The sequence below is a fragment of the Micromonospora sp. CNB394 genome (genome assembly GCF_000374985.1).
GTDB lineage: Bacteria > Actinomycetota > Actinomycetes > Mycobacteriales > Micromonosporaceae > Micromonospora > Micromonospora marina.
Window position 1 is genome coordinate 26940 of record NZ_KB895841.1, and the last position, 16603, is coordinate 43542.

The window sequence follows — 16603 nt, forward strand, 5'->3', positions numbered from 1 at the left end:
ATGTACGCGATCGTCAAGACCGGCGGCAAGCAGTACAAGGTCGCCGAGGGCGACGTGATCGAGGTCGAGAAGCTCGCCGGTGCCCCCGGCGACGCGGTGAAGCTCACCGCGGTGCTCCTCGTCGACGGTGACGACCTGGTGACCGACGCGGCGAAGCTCGCCAAGGTCGCGGTGTCCGGCGAGATCGCCGCGCACACCAAGGGCCCGAAGATCCGGATCCACAAGTTCAAGAACAAGACCGGCTACCACAAGCGCCAGGGTCACCGCCAGCCGCTGACCCAGGTCAAGGTGACCGGCATCTCCAGCGGGAAGTAGGTCGTCCTCCAATGGCTCACAAAAAGGGTGCGTCCAGCTCGCGTAACGGCCGTGACTCCGCGGCCCAGCGACTCGGCGTGAAGCGCTTCGGTGGTCAGGTCGTCAGCGCGGGTGAGATCCTCATCCGTCAGCGTGGCACCAAGTTCCACCCCGGTGACCTGGTCGGCCGTGGCGGCGACGACACGCTGTTCGCGCTGGCCGCCGGCTCGGTGCAGTTCGGCACCAAGCGCGGTCGCAAGACCGTCAGCATCGTGCCGCAGCAGTAGTTCCGAAAGCGTTGCGGGCCGCGGACCTCGAGTCCCGGCCCGCTTCGCTTTTCCCCGTGCGGGGCGGACCCCGCTGGAAGGATTGGCGTCGTGACGACGTTCGTTGACCGGGTCGTCCTGCACATGCAGGCCGGCGACGGCGGGCACGGCTGTGTCTCGATCCACCGGGAGAAGTTCAAGCCGTTCGGCGGGCCGGACGGCGGCAACGGCGGCCACGGCGGCAGCGTGTCACTGGTGGTCGACCCGCAGGTCACCACGCTGCTCGACTTCCACTTCCGGCCGCACCTGAAGGCCGAGAACGGCAAGGGTGGCGCCGGCTCGAACCGGGACGGCGCCAACGGGCGTGACCTGGTCATCAAGGTGCCGAACGGCACCGTGGTGCAGAGCCTCGACGGCGAGGTGCTGGCCGACATGGTCGGCGTCGGCACCACGTTCGAGGCGGCCCGGGGCGGCCGGGGCGGGCGCGGCAACGCCTCGCTTGCCAACGCCCGCCGCAAGGCACCGGGCTTCGCCGAGCTGGGCGAGCCCGGCGACCGGCTGGACGTGGTGCTGGAACTCAAGAGCGTCGCCGACGTGGGCCTGGTCGGCTTCCCGTCGGCCGGCAAGTCGTCGCTGATCTCGGTGATCTCCGCGGCCAAGCCGAAGATCGCCGACTACCCGTTCACCACGCTGGTGCCCAACCTGGGCGTGGTCCGGGTGGACAACCACACCTTCACCGTCGCCGACGTACCGGGCCTGATCCCTGGTGCGGCCAGCGGCAAGGGCCTGGGCCTGGAGTTCCTCCGCCACGTCGAGCGCTGCGCCGTGCTGGTGCACGTGATCGACACCGCGACGCTGGAGCCCGGCCGCGACCCGCTCGCCGACATCGACGCCATCGAGTCGGAGCTGTCCCAGTACGGCGGCTTGGCCGACCGGCCCCGGCTGGTCGCGCTCAACAAGGTCGACGTGCCGGACGGCAAGGACCTCGCCGACATCGTCCGCCCCGACCTGGAGGCGCGTGGCCTGCGCGTGTTCGACGTCTCGGCCGCCACCCGGGAGGGCCTGCGCGAGCTGACGTACGCGATGGCGGAGCTGGTCGACCAGGGCCGTCGCGCCGCCCCGCCGGCCGAGCCGACCCGGGTGGTGATCCGCCCGAAGGCGGTCGACGACGCCGGCTTCACCATCGAGGCCGAGCCGGACGGGTCGTACACGGTGCGCGGCAGCCGGCCGGAGCGCTGGGTCAAGCAGACCAACTTCGACAACGACGAGGCGGTGGGTTACCTGGCCGACCGGCTGGCCCGCCTCGGCGTCGAGGAGAAGCTCGCGAAGGCCGGTGCGCAGGCCGGTGACCTGGTGCGCATCGGCGACCGGGAGTTCGACTGGCAGCCGACGCTCTACGCCGGTGCCGACTTCGTGCCCGGTAACCGGGGCACCGACGTACGGCTGGAGGAGAAGTCGAACCGCCCGTCGGCGTCCGACCGGCTGGCGGCCCGCAAGGCCCGTCGGGTCCGGCCGGAGGACGAGGTCGAGGCCGCGCCCGCGGCGGAAGCGGACGCCGAGTAGCCGTTTGTGGGTCGATGGTGGGAAACCTGCGCGAAATCCGGCTGATCTAACGTACGGGCATGTTGATCGAGTCCCGCCCCGCCACCGATCCGGAGATCGCCGCGCTCGTCGTCGCCCAGCAGCGTGAGCTGCGCGACGCGGACGGCGGGTTGGACGGGCAGGTCACAGTCGTGCACACCGACATCCACTATCTGGCCGTCGTGGTGGGCGGCCGGGCGGTCGGCTGCGGCGGCCTCCAGGCGCTCGACGCCGACACCGGCGAGCTGAAGCGGATGTACGTGCGGCCGGCGTACCGGGGGCGGGGCATCGCCCGGCAGCTGCTGGTGGCGCTGGAGGAGCTGGCGTTCCAGCAGGGGCACCGGACGGTGTGCCTGGAGACGGGCATCTACCTGCCGGCCGCGATCGGGCTCTACCGGTCCAGCGGTTACGAGCCGATCCCGGTCTACGGCGAGTACGTGGACAACCCGTACAGCGTCTGCTTCGCCAAGCGGCTGCCGGTGGCGGCCTGACGCTCGAACACCATCGCCTGACCTCCTCGCCCCGATCGCCGTTGCCCCCGGCCTGACTGTGCCGGCCGGGCGCAAACTCCGGATCGGCGGGTCGTGCCTGGTCATGGGCGATCGAAGGGAGCCTCCACCCGGGTGCCGGTGCCGAGGTTGTTGTTGAGCAGCAGGCCGGCGGCAAGCATGCCGAAGCCGAGGAACAGGTGCAGCCAGTTGTCGGCGTCGTTGACCGGCACGAAGTTCATCGAGGTGTCCCGGTCGATGGCGAAGCCGTACAGCCACAGCATCAGGTAGAGCGCGCCGCCGCCGGTCAGGAACACCCGCGCCCCGCCCAGCCGCCGGGCCATCACCAGGCCGACCAGCCCGAACGACAGGTGCAGCAGGTTGTGCAGCACCGACACCTGGAACACCCCGAGCAGCTTCGCCTCGGAGTGGTGCCCGGCGAACGTCATCTCGCCGTAGTGGGTGGTGACGCCGGGCACGAAGCCGAGCACGCCGAGGAGTGTGAAGAGGGCCGCCGCCGCGAGGGCGACCTTCTGCACCGCAGGCCGGGCAGACGCGTGTTCGCGCACGTCACGTGCCATCCCCGTCACCCCCGTGAACTGGCCGCCGCCCGGGCGGGCGGGCATTCCATTCTCTGACCGGAGCGGGTCGGTCCCGCAGAGAAATCACGAATCAGGAATGGACCGACCGGCCTGGGGTAGGGCAGTTGTCACGCGGAAACGATCCGCGTGACCCCCCGACGACACCCGCTGGGAACACACGAGCGGAAGGGACACCATGACTCAGGATCTTTCCCCCACGTCTGCGACGTACCAGTCGACGAACGGTGGCGGCGTGCGTGACCAGGCGCGCCAGGTCGGCTCCGACGCCGCACACGCGGGCGGCGCGGTCGCGCAGACCGCCAAGGAGCAGGGCCGGGAGGTGGTGGGCGAGGCCAAGCGGCAGGCCCGCGACCTCTACGGCGAGGCCCGCGGCCAGGTCACCGCGCAGGCCGGTCAGCAGCAGCAGCGCGCCGCGAGCGGACTGCGGTCGCTCGCCGACGAGATGCGCACCATGGCGCAGCAGGGTGGCGGCTCCGGGCCGGTCACCGAGCTGGCCCACCAGGCGGCCGAGCGCGTGCACGGCGTGGCCGGGTGGCTGGAGCAGCGCGAGCCGGGCGACCTGCTCAACGAGGTGAAGACCTACGCCCGCCGCAACCCGGGCACGTTCCTCGTCGGCGCGGCGCTGCTCGGCGTGGTCGCCGGGCGGCTCACCCGCAACATCACCGCGCTCGGCGACGACAGCACTGCGCGGCCGGCGTACGACCCGGACCGCACCGCCGTCATCCCGACCGCCCGTGAGGTGCCGGACCAGGTGCCGCCGGGCGGCTACCTCGACCCGACGCCGGGCAGCTACGCCGAGCCGGACCCGGGCTACTCCGCGCCGGGCGCGACCTACCCGGGTGGCGGCGCCCCGAACACCTGGGCCGACCCGGCGGGCGGCACCGGCCAGCCGCTGCCCCCGCCGGAGCGCACCGACCCGCTGCCGGGCGTCCCGTCGACCGGCGCTCCCCGCCCGTGACCGGCCGCACCGGCAGAAGGGAGGCGACGGCATGACCGTACCCACGCAGGACCCCGGCTACCAGGCGGCGGGCGCCCCGCCCCACGCCGACGAGGTGCGCGGCAGTTCGCTCGGCGACCTGATGCGCCAGGTCACCACCGACCTGTCCACGCTGATGCGCCAGGAGGTGGAACTGGCCAAGGCCGAGATCCGCCAGGAGGGCAAGAAGGCGGGGAAGGCCGCCGGCCTGTTCGGCGGCGCCGGCTTCGGCGGCTACATGGTGGCGCTCTTCGTCTCGATCGCGATCTGGCAGTTCCTCGACAACGTCATGGACTCCGGGCTGGCCGCGCTGATCGTGGCCGTCATCTGGGCCGCGGTCGCGGCGGTCCTGTACTCGATGGGCAAGAAGAACGCCGAGCGGATCCGCGGCCTGAAGCAGACGAACGACAGCGTGCAGCGCATCCCCGACGCGCTCAAGCCGCACCCGGAGGGAGTCACCCGATGAGCACCGATCCCGAGCAGATCCGCCGCGAGATCGAAGCCACCCGCAACAACCTCAGCTCGGACGTGGACGCCCTGGCGTACAAGGTCAGCCCGAGCCGCATCGTCGACGACCGCAAGCAGCGCGTCCGCAGCGCGCTGACGAACGTGAAGGACAAGGTGATGGGAACCGCTTCGGACCTCGGCCACAGCTCCGGCCACGCCGCCCACTCGGTGGGCGACCACGCCTCCTCGATGGCCTCCTCGGTGGGCGACAAGGCGCAGTCCGCCGCGGCCTCGGTGAGCGACGCCGCCCACCGGGCGCCGCAGGTGGTGCGGCAGAAGTCCGAGGGCAACCCGATCGCCGCCGGGGTGATCGCCTTCGGCGTCGGCATGCTGGTCTCCTCGCTGATCCCGGCCACCCGCCGCGAGCAGCAGGTCGCCGCGCAGGTCAAGGAGAAGGCCGCCGAGCACGGCGGGGTGGTGAAGGAGAAGCTGGGCGAGGTCGCCGGTGAGCTGAAGGAGGAGCTGCGCGAGCCGGCGCAGCACGCCGCCGAGTCGGTGAAGGCCACCGCGCAGGACGCCGCGTACACGGTCAAGGACGACGGCCGCGCCGCCGCCCACGACGTCCGGCACAGCGCCGAGCAGGCGCGGTCCTGAACTGTAAGGAAGGGCCCCTTTTTATCGCCCAGGCGATAAAAAGGGGCCCTTCCTTACACCTCGGCGCGCAGCGGTGGGGGCATCGCCCCGGCCTCCACCCAGAGCACCAGATCGTCGGGGCGGCGCCGTGTCATCCGCCGGCGCAGGACCCGTGAGGGGTGGGCCGCCATCCGCAGCCGGGCTCCCGCGTAGGGCAGCCCGCCGCCTAGCCGCCGTGCCACCGCCAGCCAGGCGCACAGGCCACGTTCCAGCACCCAGGCGGGCGCGGCCAGGCTCGTGTGCGCCGGGAAGATGTGGGTGCCACCGGCCCGTCGCCGGCCCAACTCGGCCACCGCGACGGTGGCCACTCCGGCGCGCAGCAGCAGGCCGGGCCGGCCGGTGGCGAGCGCGACCGCCGCCGCGGGCAGCACCGCCAGCGCGGCGAGCAGCCACGCCGGACGGGCCGTCTCGTCGTACGCCTGGCGGACGCGCTGCCCGAGGAAGTGCGCGGCGGTCGGCGGTAGCCGCCGCACGTACAGCCACGCCGGGGTGGCGGTGCTGCCGCCGTACGCGCGCACGGTCCGGACCAGTTCCAGGTTCTCGAAGAGCACGTCGGGGTCGTAGCCGCCCATCGACAGGAACGTGCTCCGCCGTACCGCGAGCGTGCCCGGCCAGTCGCCGCCGAACGTGCGGGCGAGCAGCGTCCGGCCGGTGTCCCACCAGGCATGCCAGGGCAGCGGGTCGAAGTGGTTCTGCGGCCGGACCAGGTCCACCCCGTCCAGCATCTGGTGCACGGCGCACAGGGCGGGGCGGTCGTACCGGACGTCGTCGTCGGCGATCACCACGTGCTCGTGCCGGGCCAGCGCGACGCCGGTGAGCACACCGAGCACCTTGCCGTTGCGGCCGTGTAAGGCCGGGTCCGGCGGCACGTGCCGCACCAGCCCGCGCCAGGCGCCGGCGTGCCGGGCGAACAGCTCCGGCGGCGATCCGTCGACCACCACCACGTCGACCCAGCGGCTCAGCTCGCGCAGGTATCCGGTCAGCTCGTCCAGACCGTCGTCGTCGTGGGCGCGAAGCGGCAGGACGTACGTCATCGGCAGCCGGACCGGCGCGGACGCGGCGCCCTCGTCGCGCGGCTGTGCGGCGGTCGGTCGGGTCACGTCGCCCTCCCCCTCGTGTCGGGTCACGCGACTTGCCCGGAATGCGGCTGCTGAAACCGTTTCGGGCGGGCTGCGCCGGGTAGCGCAGCCGAATACGGACGGTCCGAGTCGGGAGGAGACGTGATGCCCAGCAACGCGACGAGATGGGCGCTGGCCGGCGCCGCCGCGGTGACCGCCCTCGGGGTCACCCGGACGGTGGCGCGGCGGCGGCACCGGCACCAGCCCGACCGGGAGGACGGCTGGTACGTGGTGCACCGCGGGATCACCGTGGACCGGCCGATGGACGAGGTGGTCGGCTTCTGGGCCGACCGGGAACGGCTCGACCGTGGCCTGGCGGAGTGGGCCACGCTGGAGCAGATCGACGCGAACCGGTGGCGCTGCGTGGCGGCCGACCCGGCCGGCGGCGGCACCGGGTGGCGGGCCGAGATCACCGTCGACGGGCCGGGCCGGTTGAGCTGGCGGGTCACCGACGGGCCGGTCGCCCAGCGCGGCCGGGTCGAGCTGACCGCCGCTCCGCAGGACCGGGGCACCGAGATCCGGGCCGAGCTGCGGTGGCGCTCCGGACCGATCCGGCGGGTGGTCGGCCTGGCCGGCGGCAGCGACCCGGACCTGGCGCTGCGCACCACGCTGCGCCGGATCAAGTCACTGGTCGAGACCGGGCAGGTGCTCGACACCCGGCACGACCCGTCCGGCCGCAGCCCACGGCAGGAACGGGCGACGGACAAGGTACGCGAGAAGCTGATGGCGGGAGGACGGCCGTGAGGGCGTTGTGCTGGGAGGGGGTCGGCAAGCTGGCGGTGCGGGACGTGCCGGAGCCGACCGTCAGGTCCGGCGGCGACATCATCGTCAAGGTCCGCGCGAGCAGCGTCTGCGGCTCCGACCTGCACCTGATCAACGGCTACCTGCCGGCGATGCGTGAGGGTGACATCCTCGGCCACGAGTTCATGGGCGAGGTGGTCGAGACCGGCCCGGACGTGCGCCGGATCTCCGTCGGCGACCGGGTCGTGGTCGGGTCGGTGGTGGCCTGCGGCTCGTGCTGGTACTGCCGCACCGAGCAGTTCTCGCTCTGCGACAACTCCAACCCGCAGCCGGTCTTCACCGAGAAGCTGTGGGGTCACTCGCCCGCCGGCATCCTCGGCTACTCGCACGCGGCCGGCGGCTACTCGGGCAGCCACGCCGAGTACATCCGGGTGCCGTTCGGCGACGTCGGCGCGTTCACAGTGCCGGACGGGGTGCCGGACGACTCCGTCGTGTTCGCCTCCGACGCGATGCCGACCGGCTGGATGGCCGCCGACTTCTGCGACCTCAAGGGCGGCGAGGTGGTAGCGGTCTGGGGCGCCGGTGGCGTCGGTCAGATGGCGGCCCGGTCCGCGCAGATCCTCGGTGCCGAGCGGGTCGTTGTCATCGACCGGCTGCCGGAGCGGCTCGCCACCGCGGCGCAGCGCCTCGGCGTGGAGACGATCAACTACGCCGAGACCGACGTGCTGGAGGCGCTGCGGGAGATGACCGCCGGGCGCGGCCCGGACGCCTGCATCGAGGCCGTCGGCATGGAGTCGCACGACGTCGGCCCGGTCTACGCGTACGACAAGGCCAAGCAGACGGTACGCGCGCAGACCGACCGGCCCACCTCCGTCCGGCAGGCGATCATGGCGGCTCGCAAGGGCGGCACGGTGAGCATCGTCGGCGTGTACGGCGGCCTGGTGGACAAGTTTCCGCTCGGCGCGGCCATGAACAAGGCCCTGGTGCTGCGGATGGGACAGATGCACGCCCAGCGTTACATCCCGATGCTGCTGGACCGGGTCGCAGCCGGCGAGATCGACCCCGGCTACCTGGCCACCCATCCGATGTCGCTGGAACAGGGCGCCCGGGGCTACGAGATCTTCGAGAAGAAGGAGGACGGCTGCCTGCGTACCGTGCTGCACCCGCAGGCCGCGTGAGCACGCGGGGGTGCGCCCGAGTCAGCGCGGCGGGCGTACCCCCTCGGCCGGTCGTATCCCGTCGAGCACCAGCCCGCCGGGCGGCAACGCCGGCATGGCGCCGAGGTCGAGCGCCAGGTCCTGCGGCGGTACGCGGTAGGTCATCGCGCCGGTCAGGTTCGTCACCGCCCGCTTCATCAGCTCGATCGTGATCCATTCTCCGGCGCAGCGGTGGCCGGTGTAGTGGTCGCCGCCGCCCTGCGGGACCAGGCCGAACGGGTCGTCCCGCCACCCGGCGAAGCGCTCCGGGCGGAACCGTTCGGGCTCGGGCCACACGTCGGGGTGGTGGTTCGTGCCGTACAGGTCGAGCAGCACCCGCCGGCCCTGTGGGAACGCGTACCCCCGCCACCGGAACGAGCGGCGCACCCGGGCCGCGGCGACCGGGAAGAACGGGTAGTAGCGCCGTACCTCCTGCACGAACTGCTCGGTCGCGGCGTCGTCGCCGGGTAGCCGGTCCCGCCAGTGCGGGTGGTCGTGCAGCGCCAGCGCGGCGAAGACCACGTACCGGTCCAGCGCGACGGTGGGACGCAGCACGTTCAGCAGCTCCACCGCGGCGATCCGGCGGGGCAGCGGCAGGCCCCGTTCGTCCCGGTACCCGGCCACGACCGCCAGCGCGCTGCCCTCCGGGGCGGGCACCGCGCCCGCGCGTACCCGCTCGATCAGTTCGCCGGCCCAGCGTTGCGCGTGCCGGCGGCCGAGCCGTCCGCGCCAGTGCCGGGGGCCCACTGCGGCCGGCGCCTCGATCATCGCGTGCATCTCGGCGGTGCGGCGCGGCACGTCGGCCTCGGCCAGCGGCACCCCGGCCCAGGCCCAGACCGTCCGGGTCAGGATCCGGCCCACCTCGTCGTAGAGCGCCACCGGGCCGCTGCCCGCCCAGACCTGGAGCTGGGCCCGCCACTGCTCGTCGAAGATCTTCCCGAGGCGGCGGATCGCGGTCGGGGTCATGATCGACATGAACATCGCCTTGCGGACCAGGTGAGCCTGTCCGTCGAGGCCCTGCACGCCGCCGACGCCGGTGAGCGTGCGTTGCCCGCGCACCGGCATGGCGCCGCGCCGGACGAACCGCTCCTCGTCGTAGAACAGTTCGGCGGCCTCCCGGCCGCGCAGGCAGATCGTCGGCTCCAGCAGCAGCCGGGTCTGGAAGACGTCGGTGCCGAGGCGGTCGCAGCGGTCGCCGACGAAGCGGTAGCCCTCCCGAAGGAACGCCAGCGTACTGTCCGGGGTCCGGTCGCTCGGCATGGTGCTCATCTGGGCTGCTCCTGACGCGGTTCGGCGGCGCTGCCTACCTACCCGGGTCGGCGCGGCCGAATCCTCCATTCCAGCAGCTCCGGCCGCTCGGGGGAGGGGCCGGCCACGCGGGTGGCCGCTGGCCCCTCCCCGGGCGCGGAAAAGCTGGTTGGCTCGGTTCCGCGGACCGGCGGCGACCGGTCCGCCGCCCGCCGGCGCGACGTCCGGCGGGCGACACCGGCGACGGGGGAGGGCACCGATGCGTGACGACAGGGCGGCACGACGGCACCGCGAGGCGCCGGCCCGGCTGCGCGGCGACGGCCGCGACGGGCCGCTGATCGGCGGGCCGCGGCGCTCCGCACCCCGCCCACCGCGGCACTTCACCGTGCACCTGGGCTTCGCGGCCGCCGATCCCGCCGTCGCGCGTGAGCACGCCGTGGCGTACGCCGAAGCGCTCGGACTGCTCCGCCCGGAGCTGGCGCTCGGCGCGGCGGCGCTGTCCCCGGCGGACGCCTGGCACCGCGCCGAGCGGCTGTTCTGCGACGCCGCCGGGCCCGACGGCGAGCGCTGTGCCGACGTGGCCGTTCACCCCGGCTTCCACCACGCGCCCGGTCCGGGCGGCCTCGGCTGGGGCGACGGTGACTGAGGCGCGCTCAGTCCAGGTCGAACTCACCGTCCTGGGCGCCCGCGACGAACGCGTCCCACTCGGCCTGCGTGAAGACCAGCACGGGCCCGTCCGGCTCGGCGGAGTTGCGCATGCCGATCAGGTCGTCGACGAATGCCACTTCGACCGCTCCCTCGGAGGTGTCGCCCTCGGCCCGCTGCCAAACCGCCCGGGAGAGGTCGAAATCGCCCTTGGGGTGCTGACCCATCGCTGCTCCTCCATTGCCATGCGTAACGAGAAGGCCCGAGCGGACCTCATCGGGCAGGATAAGCGGATGCCGAGCCTCACCCGTGCAGAGGCGACCGCGCGCGGCGCGTCGATCGTCGTCGAGTCCTACGATGTGGACCTCGACCTGACCGGCGACGCCGAGCGGTTCCGCTCCGCCGTCACCATCCGGTTCCGGGCCACCCCCGGTGCCGAGACCTTCGTCGACGTCAAGCCGCGCCGACTCGTCGCTGCCCGCCTCAACGACCGCGACCTCGACCCGGCCCTGCTCGCCGGCGACCGGCTGCCGCTGACCGGCCTGGCCGGGACCAACACGCTCACCGTCGAGGCCGAGATGGCCTACTCCAACACCGGCGAGGGGCTGCACCGCTTCGTCGACCCGGCCGACGGCGAGACCTACCTCTACGCGATGTCCTTCCTGGACGACGGGCCGCGCATCTTCGCCGCGTTCGACCAGCCCGACCTGAAGGCCCCGGTGACGCTGACGGTCACCGTGCCGCCGGAGTGGACTGTCGCCGCCAACGGGCAGCTCGCCGAGCGGCCCGCGCCCGGCCGCTGGGAGTTCGCCCCCACCGAGCCGCTGGCCACCTACTTCGTCTCGCTGATCGCGGGGCCCTGGCACGTGCTGCGCGCCGAGCACGACGGCATCCCGCTCGGCCTCTACTGCAGGCGTTCGCTCGCCGCCCACCTGGACGCCGACGCCGACGAGATCTTCACCGTCACCCGGCAGTGCTTCGACCGCTTCCACGAGCTGTTCGCCGAGCGCTATCCGTTCGGCAAGTACGACCAGGCGTTCGTGCCCGAGTTCAACGCCGGCGCGATGGAGAACCCGGGCCTGGTCACGATCCGCGACGACTACGTGTTCCGCTCCGCGGTCACCGACACCCAGCGGGAGCTGCGCGCCACCACCATCGCCCACGAGATGGCGCACATGTGGTTCGGTGACCTGGTCACCATGAGCTGGTGGGACGACCTGTGGCTCAACGAGTCCTTCGCCGAATACCTGGGCACCCGGGTCACCGCCGAGGCGACCCGGTTCGACCAGGCGTGGACCACGTTCGCGAGCCGCCGCAAGGCCTGGGGCTACACCGCCGACCAGCGCCCTTCCACCCATCCGGTGGCCCCGCAGGAGGTGGCAGACGCCGCCCAGGCGCTGCTCAACTTCGACGGCATCTCGTACGCCAAGGGCGCCAGTGTCCTGCGCCAGCTCGTCGCCTGGCTCGGTGACGAGGCGTTCCTGGCCGGGCTGAACGCCCATTTCGCGGCGCACCGGTTCGGCAACGCCACGCTCGCCGACCTGCTGGCCGCCCTCGGCGGGGCGAGCGGCCGCGACCTGGACGGCTGGGCGGAGCGCTGGCTGCGCCGCGCGCAGGTGAACACGCTGCGGGTGGACACCGCTGTGGACGCCGACGGGCGGTGGACCGACGTGGCGATCGTGCAGACCGCCCCGGCGAGCCACCCGGTGCTGCGGCCGCACCGCATCGGGGTGGCCCACCACACCGCGGACGGCCCGGCGTACCGGTTCGAGGTCGACCTCGACCCGGACGCCGACGGCGGCCGTACGCCGCTGCCGGAGCTGGTCGGGCGGCCCGCCACTGGGCTCGTGCTGCCGAACGCCGGTGACCTGACGTTCGCGAAGGTCCGGCTCGACCCGGCCTCGGCGGACGCGGTGCCGCTGCTGCTTCCGGGCCTGGACGATTCGCTGGCCCGGGCGCTGCTCTGGGCCGAGACGCTGGACGCGGTAACCGACGGGGAACGGCCGGCCGGCGCGCTCGCCGAGCTGATCGGGGCGGCGCTGCCCGCCGAGACCGAGGTGACGATCGTCGAGGACGTCCTGTCGCTCAGCCGCCGGCTGATCGACCGCTACCTCGACCCGCTCGCCCGTGACGCGGCGTTGCTGCGGGTCGCGACCGCCTGCGCGGCGCTGCTCGACCCGGCACCGTCGGGCGGCTCGTTGCAGCTCGCCGCCGCGCGTGGTCTGATCGGCGCCACCACCGACACCGCGATGCTGACCGGCTGGCTGGCCGGCGAGGGCGTCCCGCCGGGCCTGGCGGTCGACGCCGACCTGCGCTGGGCGGTGCTGCGCCGGCTCGTGGTGCTCGGCGCGGCCGGCTCGCCGGAGATCGACGCCGAGGCCGGCGCCGACCGCAGCGCCACTGGCGCCGAGCAGGCCGCCGCGTGCCGGGCCGCGTTGCCCGGCGCCGACGCGAAGCGCGCCGCCTGGGAGATCGTCACCCGCAGCACCGAACTGTCGAACCGCCTGGTCGAGGCGACCGCAGAGGGCTTCTGGCAGCCCGAGCAGGCCGAGCTGACCGCCGGGTACGTGGATCGCTACTTCACCGACATGCCGGCGGCGGCGCGTCTGCGTACCGCGTGGGTGGCCGACGCGGTCACCGTCGCCGCGTACCCCCGCTATGCCGTGGCGCAGCCCACCCGGGAGATGGCCGCGGCGCTGCTGGCCCGCGACGACCTCACGCCCGGCCTGCGGCGGTGGGTGACCGACCTGGACGACGACATGCGCCGGGCGCTCGTGGCCCGGACGGCGGTGGCGGCCACGTCGGCCTGACCGGGCACGCCGGGCGGCCTCCTCCGCCCGGCGTGGCCGACCCCGCCCGGGCCTGTCCGGTGCGCGGCCTACGATCGCGGGGTGGAGGAAGACATCCGGCGGGTCGGCATCATGGGCGGCACGTTCGACCCGATCCACCACGGGCACCTGGTGGCGGCGAGCGAGGTGGCCGACCGGTTCGGTCTGGACGAGGTCGTGTTCGTGCCGACCGGGCAGCCGTGGCAGAAGGCGGAGGAAGCGGTCACCCCGGCCGAGGACCGTTACCTCATGACGGTGATCGCCACCGCCTCCAACCCGCGTTTCCAGGTGAGCCGGGTCGACATCGACCGCGGCGGTCCCACCTACACCGTCGACACGCTGCGCGACCTGCACGCCGAGTACGGCCCGAAGGCGCAGCTCTTCTTCATCACCGGCGCGGACGCCCTGGAGCGCATCCTCTCCTGGAAGGACCTGGACGACGCGCTCGAACTGGCCCATTTCATCGGCGTGACGCGGCCCGGCTTCGAACTCACCGACAAGCACCTCCCGGCCGACTCGGTGAGCCTGGTGCAGGTGCCCGCGATGGCCATCTCGTCGACCGACTGCCGCGCGCGCGTCGCCCGGGGGGAGCCGGTGTGGTACCTGGTGCCCGACGGTGTGGTGCAGTACATCGCGAAACGACGTCTCTACCAGCGGTGATACGCCCACTTACGTCCCGGTTGATACCTGAAATCGACCAGAACTGACAAGTCGCCGCACCGCCGGGTGTGAGAGGCTTGGAGGGTCGCACGGTTGATCGAAGGAGAACGGTGACAGTTTCCGAACGCGCGCACGAGCTGGCGATGGCCGCCGCCCAGGCCGCGGCCGACAAGAAGGCACAGGACATCGTTATCATCGACGTGGGCGACCAGCTCGCGATCACCGACGCGTTCCTGCTGGCCGCCGCTCCGAACGAGCGTCAGGTGCTCGCCATCGTCGACGCCATCGAGGAGCGCCTGCTGGAGCTGCCGGACAAGGCCAAGCCGGTGCGCCGCGAGGGCGAGCGGGGCGGCCGCTGGGTGCTGCTCGACTACGTCGACATCGTGGTCCACGTCCAGCACACCGAGGAACGCGAGTTCTACGCCCTCGACCGGCTCTGGAAGGACTGCCCGCAGATCCCGTTCACCGATCGCGACCTGGCCGACTCGGCCGCCGGCACCGCCACCGCCGAATGACCCGCCTGATCGTCTGGCGGCACGGCAACACCGACTGGAACGCCGCGAGCCGGGTCCAGGGCCAGACCGACGTGCCGCTCAACGACCTCGGCCGCGAGCAGGCCCGGGCCGCCGCTCCGGTGCTCGCCGCGCTGCGCCCGGACGCGATCGTCGCCAGCGACCTGCGCCGCGCCGCCGACACCGCCGCCGCGCTCGCGGCGCTGACCGGGCTGCCGGTCCGCGCCGACGCCCGGCTGCGCGAACGGCACTTCGGCCAGTGGCAGGGCCTCACCCTGACCGAGGTGGCCGAGCGGTTCCCCGACGAGTACGCCCGCTGGCGGGCCGGCGACCCCGACCCCGGTGCCGGCATCGAGCCTCTGCCCGACCTGGGTGAGCGACTCGGCGCCGCGTTCCAGGCCGCCGCCGACCTCGCCGTCGGCGGCACGGTCGTGGTGACCACCCACGGCGGCGGCGCCCGGCAGGGCGTCGGCCACCTGCTCGGCTGGGACCACACGGTGCTGCGCAGCCTCGGTTCGCTGGCGAACTGCCACTGGACCGAACTGCGCCACGACGACGTCCGGGGCTGGCACCTGCGCGCGCACAACGTCGGCCTGATCGCCCAGCCGGCGCTCACCGAGGCGGTCTGACACCTCCGGACCCGGCGCGTCACAGCGCCATCGGCTAGCGTGCCGGTCATGCCCGTCGCGGTCGTCACCGACTCCACCGCCTACCTGCCCCCCGACCTGGTCCGCGCACGCGGGTTCACGGTCGTTCCGCTCACCGTCGTCCTCAACGGCGCGGAAGGGCTGGAGGGCGTCGAGACCTCCCCGGCCGACGCCACCCGCGCGCTGAGCGGCCGGCGGGTCTCGGTGAGCACGTCCCGGCCCGCGCCGGAACAGTTCGCGCAGGTCTACCGCACGCTGCTCGCCGAGGGCGCCGACGGCGTGGTGTCGGTGCACCTGTCCGCCGAGCTGTCCGGCACCGTCGAGGCCGCCCGGCTGGCCGCCGCCGAGGTCGGCGACGACCGGGTCACGGTGGTCGACAGCCGATCCACCGGCATGGGCCTCGGCTTCCCGGCGCTCGCCGCCGCCGCGGCCGCCGCGCAGGGCGCCGACCTGACCGGGGTACGCGACGCGGCGCTGGACGCGGTCGCCCGGACAACCATCTACTTCTACGTCGACACGCTGGAGTTCCTGCGCCGGGGCGGCCGGATCAACGCGGCCGAGGCACTGCTCGGCACCGCCCTCTCGGTCAAGCCGATCATGCACATGCCCGATGGTGCGATCGTGGTGAAGGACAAGGTCCGTACCGCGAGCCGGGGCGTGGCACGCCTGGTCGACCTCGCCGTCGAGGCGGCCGGTGACGCGCCTGTGGACCTCGGCGTGCACCACCTCGCCGCGCCGCAGCGGGCCGAGCAGTTGCTGGCGGCGCTGACCGAGCGGCTGGGCGACCGCCTGCACGACACGTACGTCACCGAGGCCGGAGCCGTGGTCGCCGCCCACGCCGGGCCCGGGCTGGCGTGCGTGGTGGTCCACCGCCGCACGCCCTAGGGTGGCCGGATGAGCCCACTGTCGTACGTCGTCACCGGCGGCGGGCGGGCCGTCGTCGAACGGCTGGCCGCCGCCGGCGGCACGGTGGTCGTGGTCGAGCGGGATGCCGGCGCGGTGGACTGGCTGGCCCGGCATCCAGTCACCGGTCGGCTGCACGCCGTGACCGGGGACGCCGGCGACGAGGCGGTCACCGGCCGGGCCGCCGACCGCGCCGAGGCGTACGCGCCGCTGGCCGGCTGGGTCAACAACGCCGCCGTCTTCCGCGACGCCGACCTGCACCGGGCGCCCGCGAGCGAGGTGGTCGACCTGATCGCGCTGAACCTGCGCCCCGCCGTGGCCGGGGCCGGCACCGCCGTACGCCGGTTCCTGGCGGCCGGGACCGGCGGCGCGATCGTCAACGTCTCGTCCCACCAGGCCCGCCGGGCAGTGCCGGGCGCCCTGCCGTACACCACCGCCAAGGCCGCGCTGGAGGGGCTGACCCGGGCGCTCGCCGTCGACTACGGTCCGCGCGGGATCCGCGCCAACGCGGTCGCGCTCGGGTCCATCCACACCGAACGGCACGCCGCCTACCTCGCCGGACTCGACCCGGCGGAGGCGGCACACGTCGGTGCCGAGATGGCCCGGCTGCACCCGGTCGGCCGGATCGGGCGTACCGACGAGGTGGCCGAGGTGGTCGCGTTCCTGCTCTCCGGCCGCGCCTCGTTCGTCAACGGCGCGACTGTGCCGGTCGACGGGGGGCGGTCCGTGCTCGGGCTGGACCCGGAGGCACGCTGACA

The 16603-nt window shown here is 73.5% G+C and carries 20 protein-coding genes; 16 read left to right on the forward strand and 4 right to left on the reverse strand.

What is annotated here, in order from left to right; all coding sequences use genetic code 11:
• The 4 genes from rplU to C569_RS0118640 all read left to right on the forward strand — a co-directional run bounded on the left by rplU (nucleotide 1) and on the right by C569_RS0118640 (nucleotide 2632).
• Nucleotides 1-315: a 50S ribosomal protein L21 gene (rplU, locus tag C569_RS0118625; RefSeq protein ID WP_018787289.1), complete on the forward strand. Its 315-nt coding sequence runs from the start codon at nucleotides 1-3 to the stop codon at nucleotides 313-315.
• A gap of 11 nt (nucleotides 316-326) precedes the next feature.
• The gene (gene rpmA, locus C569_RS0118630) at nucleotides 327-581 is read left to right on the forward strand and encodes a 50S ribosomal protein L27 (protein ID WP_013288010.1); all 255 of its coding nucleotides are present in this window, start codon (nucleotides 327-329) and stop codon (nucleotides 579-581) included.
• Nucleotides 582-671: 90 nt separating this feature from the next.
• The gene (gene obgE / locus C569_RS0118635) at nucleotides 672-2123 is read left to right on the forward strand and encodes a GTPase ObgE (RefSeq protein WP_018787291.1); all 1452 of its coding nucleotides are present in this window, start codon (nucleotides 672-674) and stop codon (nucleotides 2121-2123) included.
• A 59-nt stretch (nucleotides 2124-2182) separates the two neighbouring features.
• Nucleotides 2183-2632 carry a GNAT family N-acetyltransferase gene (locus C569_RS0118640; protein ID WP_018787292.1) on the forward strand — a complete coding sequence of 150 codons (450 nt, stop codon included), beginning with the start codon at nucleotides 2183-2185 and terminating at the stop codon, nucleotides 2630-2632.
• A 101-nt stretch (nucleotides 2633-2733) separates the two neighbouring features.
• Here the strand turns inward: C569_RS0118640 and C569_RS0118645 are convergent, their stop codons facing one another.
• Entirely contained in the window at nucleotides 2734-3198 is a 465-nt protein-coding gene (locus C569_RS0118645) for a DUF4383 domain-containing protein (RefSeq protein ID WP_026268334.1), read from the reverse strand.
• A 265-nt stretch (nucleotides 3199-3463) separates the two neighbouring features.
• Between C569_RS0118645 and C569_RS0118650 the strand changes: the two genes are divergently transcribed.
• The 3 genes from C569_RS0118650 to C569_RS0118660 are packed head-to-tail and all read left to right on the forward strand — an operon-like array spanning nucleotide 3464 to nucleotide 5308.
• Nucleotides 3464-4189, forward strand: a complete 726-nt coding sequence (locus C569_RS0118650) for a hypothetical protein (protein WP_018787294.1) — start codon at nucleotides 3464-3466, stop codon at nucleotides 4187-4189.
• Between the two features lie 31 nt (nucleotides 4190-4220).
• Nucleotides 4221-4673 (forward strand): phage holin family protein, encoded by a 453-nt coding sequence (locus tag C569_RS0118655; RefSeq protein ID WP_018787295.1) that lies wholly within the window; start codon nucleotides 4221-4223, stop codon nucleotides 4671-4673.
• Nucleotides 4670-5308 (forward strand): DUF3618 domain-containing protein, encoded by a 639-nt coding sequence (locus C569_RS0118660; RefSeq protein WP_018787296.1) that lies wholly within the window; start codon nucleotides 4670-4672, stop codon nucleotides 5306-5308. Before C569_RS0118655 ends, C569_RS0118660 begins: the two co-directional genes overlap by 4 nt.
• 53 nt (nucleotides 5309-5361) lie before the next feature.
• Here C569_RS0118660 and C569_RS0118665 read toward each other — a convergent pair whose 3' ends face one another.
• Nucleotides 5362-6447: a glycosyltransferase family 2 protein gene (locus C569_RS0118665; protein WP_018787297.1), complete on the reverse strand. Its 1086-nt coding sequence runs from the start codon at nucleotides 6445-6447 to the stop codon at nucleotides 5362-5364.
• 123 nt (nucleotides 6448-6570) lie between these two features.
• Between C569_RS0118665 and C569_RS0118670 the strand changes: the two genes are divergently transcribed.
• Nucleotides 6571-7209, forward strand: coding sequence for a hypothetical protein (locus tag C569_RS0118670; RefSeq protein ID WP_018787298.1), 639 nt, complete (start codon nucleotides 6571-6573; stop codon nucleotides 7207-7209).
• Nucleotides 7206-8384 (forward strand): zinc-dependent alcohol dehydrogenase, encoded by a 1179-nt coding sequence (locus tag C569_RS0118675; RefSeq protein WP_026268336.1) that lies wholly within the window; start codon nucleotides 7206-7208, stop codon nucleotides 8382-8384. Before C569_RS0118670 ends, C569_RS0118675 begins: the two co-directional genes overlap by 4 nt.
• Before the next feature lie 21 nt (nucleotides 8385-8405).
• Here C569_RS0118675 and C569_RS0118680 read toward each other — a convergent pair whose 3' ends face one another.
• A complete protein-coding gene (locus C569_RS0118680; RefSeq protein WP_018787300.1) occupies nucleotides 8406-9671 on the reverse strand; it encodes a cytochrome P450 in 1266 nt (421 codons plus the stop codon).
• A 238-nt stretch (nucleotides 9672-9909) separates the two neighbouring features.
• Between C569_RS0118680 and C569_RS0118685 the strand changes: the two genes are divergently transcribed.
• Nucleotides 9910-10296: a hypothetical protein gene (locus tag C569_RS0118685; protein ID WP_018787301.1), complete on the forward strand. Its 387-nt coding sequence runs from the start codon at nucleotides 9910-9912 to the stop codon at nucleotides 10294-10296.
• A 7-nt stretch (nucleotides 10297-10303) separates the two neighbouring features.
• On the opposite strand, the gene C569_RS0118690 is transcribed toward C569_RS0118685, so the two are convergent.
• Nucleotides 10304-10522 carry a DUF397 domain-containing protein gene (locus C569_RS0118690; protein WP_013287999.1) on the reverse strand — a complete coding sequence of 73 codons (219 nt, stop codon included), beginning with the start codon at nucleotides 10520-10522 and terminating at the stop codon, nucleotides 10304-10306.
• 66 nt (nucleotides 10523-10588) lie between these two features.
• Between C569_RS0118690 and pepN the strand changes: the two genes are divergently transcribed.
• From pepN to C569_RS0118720, 6 genes are all read left to right on the forward strand, one after another.
• On the forward strand, nucleotides 10589-13105 hold the full coding sequence (gene pepN, locus C569_RS0118695; protein WP_018787302.1) for an aminopeptidase N: 2517 nt from the start codon (nucleotides 10589-10591) through the stop codon (nucleotides 13103-13105).
• 81 nt (nucleotides 13106-13186) lie between these two features.
• Complete coding sequence (gene nadD, locus C569_RS0118700) at nucleotides 13187-13783, forward strand: nicotinate-nucleotide adenylyltransferase (protein ID WP_018787303.1); 597 nt, start codon at nucleotides 13187-13189, stop codon at nucleotides 13781-13783.
• Nucleotides 13784-13893: 110 nt separating this feature from the next.
• A complete protein-coding gene (rsfS, locus tag C569_RS0118705) occupies nucleotides 13894-14298 on the forward strand; it encodes a ribosome silencing factor (RefSeq protein ID WP_018787304.1) in 405 nt (134 codons plus the stop codon).
• Nucleotides 14295-14924, forward strand: coding sequence for a histidine phosphatase family protein (locus tag C569_RS0118710; protein WP_018787305.1), 630 nt, complete (start codon nucleotides 14295-14297; stop codon nucleotides 14922-14924). The genes rsfS and C569_RS0118710 overlap by 4 nt, the downstream gene beginning before the upstream one ends.
• Nucleotides 14925-14972: 48 nt before the next feature.
• Complete coding sequence (locus tag C569_RS0118715) at nucleotides 14973-15827, forward strand: DegV family protein (protein WP_026268337.1); 855 nt, start codon at nucleotides 14973-14975, stop codon at nucleotides 15825-15827.
• Nucleotides 15828-15836: 9 nt separating this feature from the next.
• Nucleotides 15837-16601, forward strand: coding sequence for an SDR family NAD(P)-dependent oxidoreductase (locus tag C569_RS0118720; RefSeq protein WP_018787307.1), 765 nt, complete (start codon nucleotides 15837-15839; stop codon nucleotides 16599-16601).
• Nucleotides 16602-16603 lie beyond the last annotated feature (2 nt).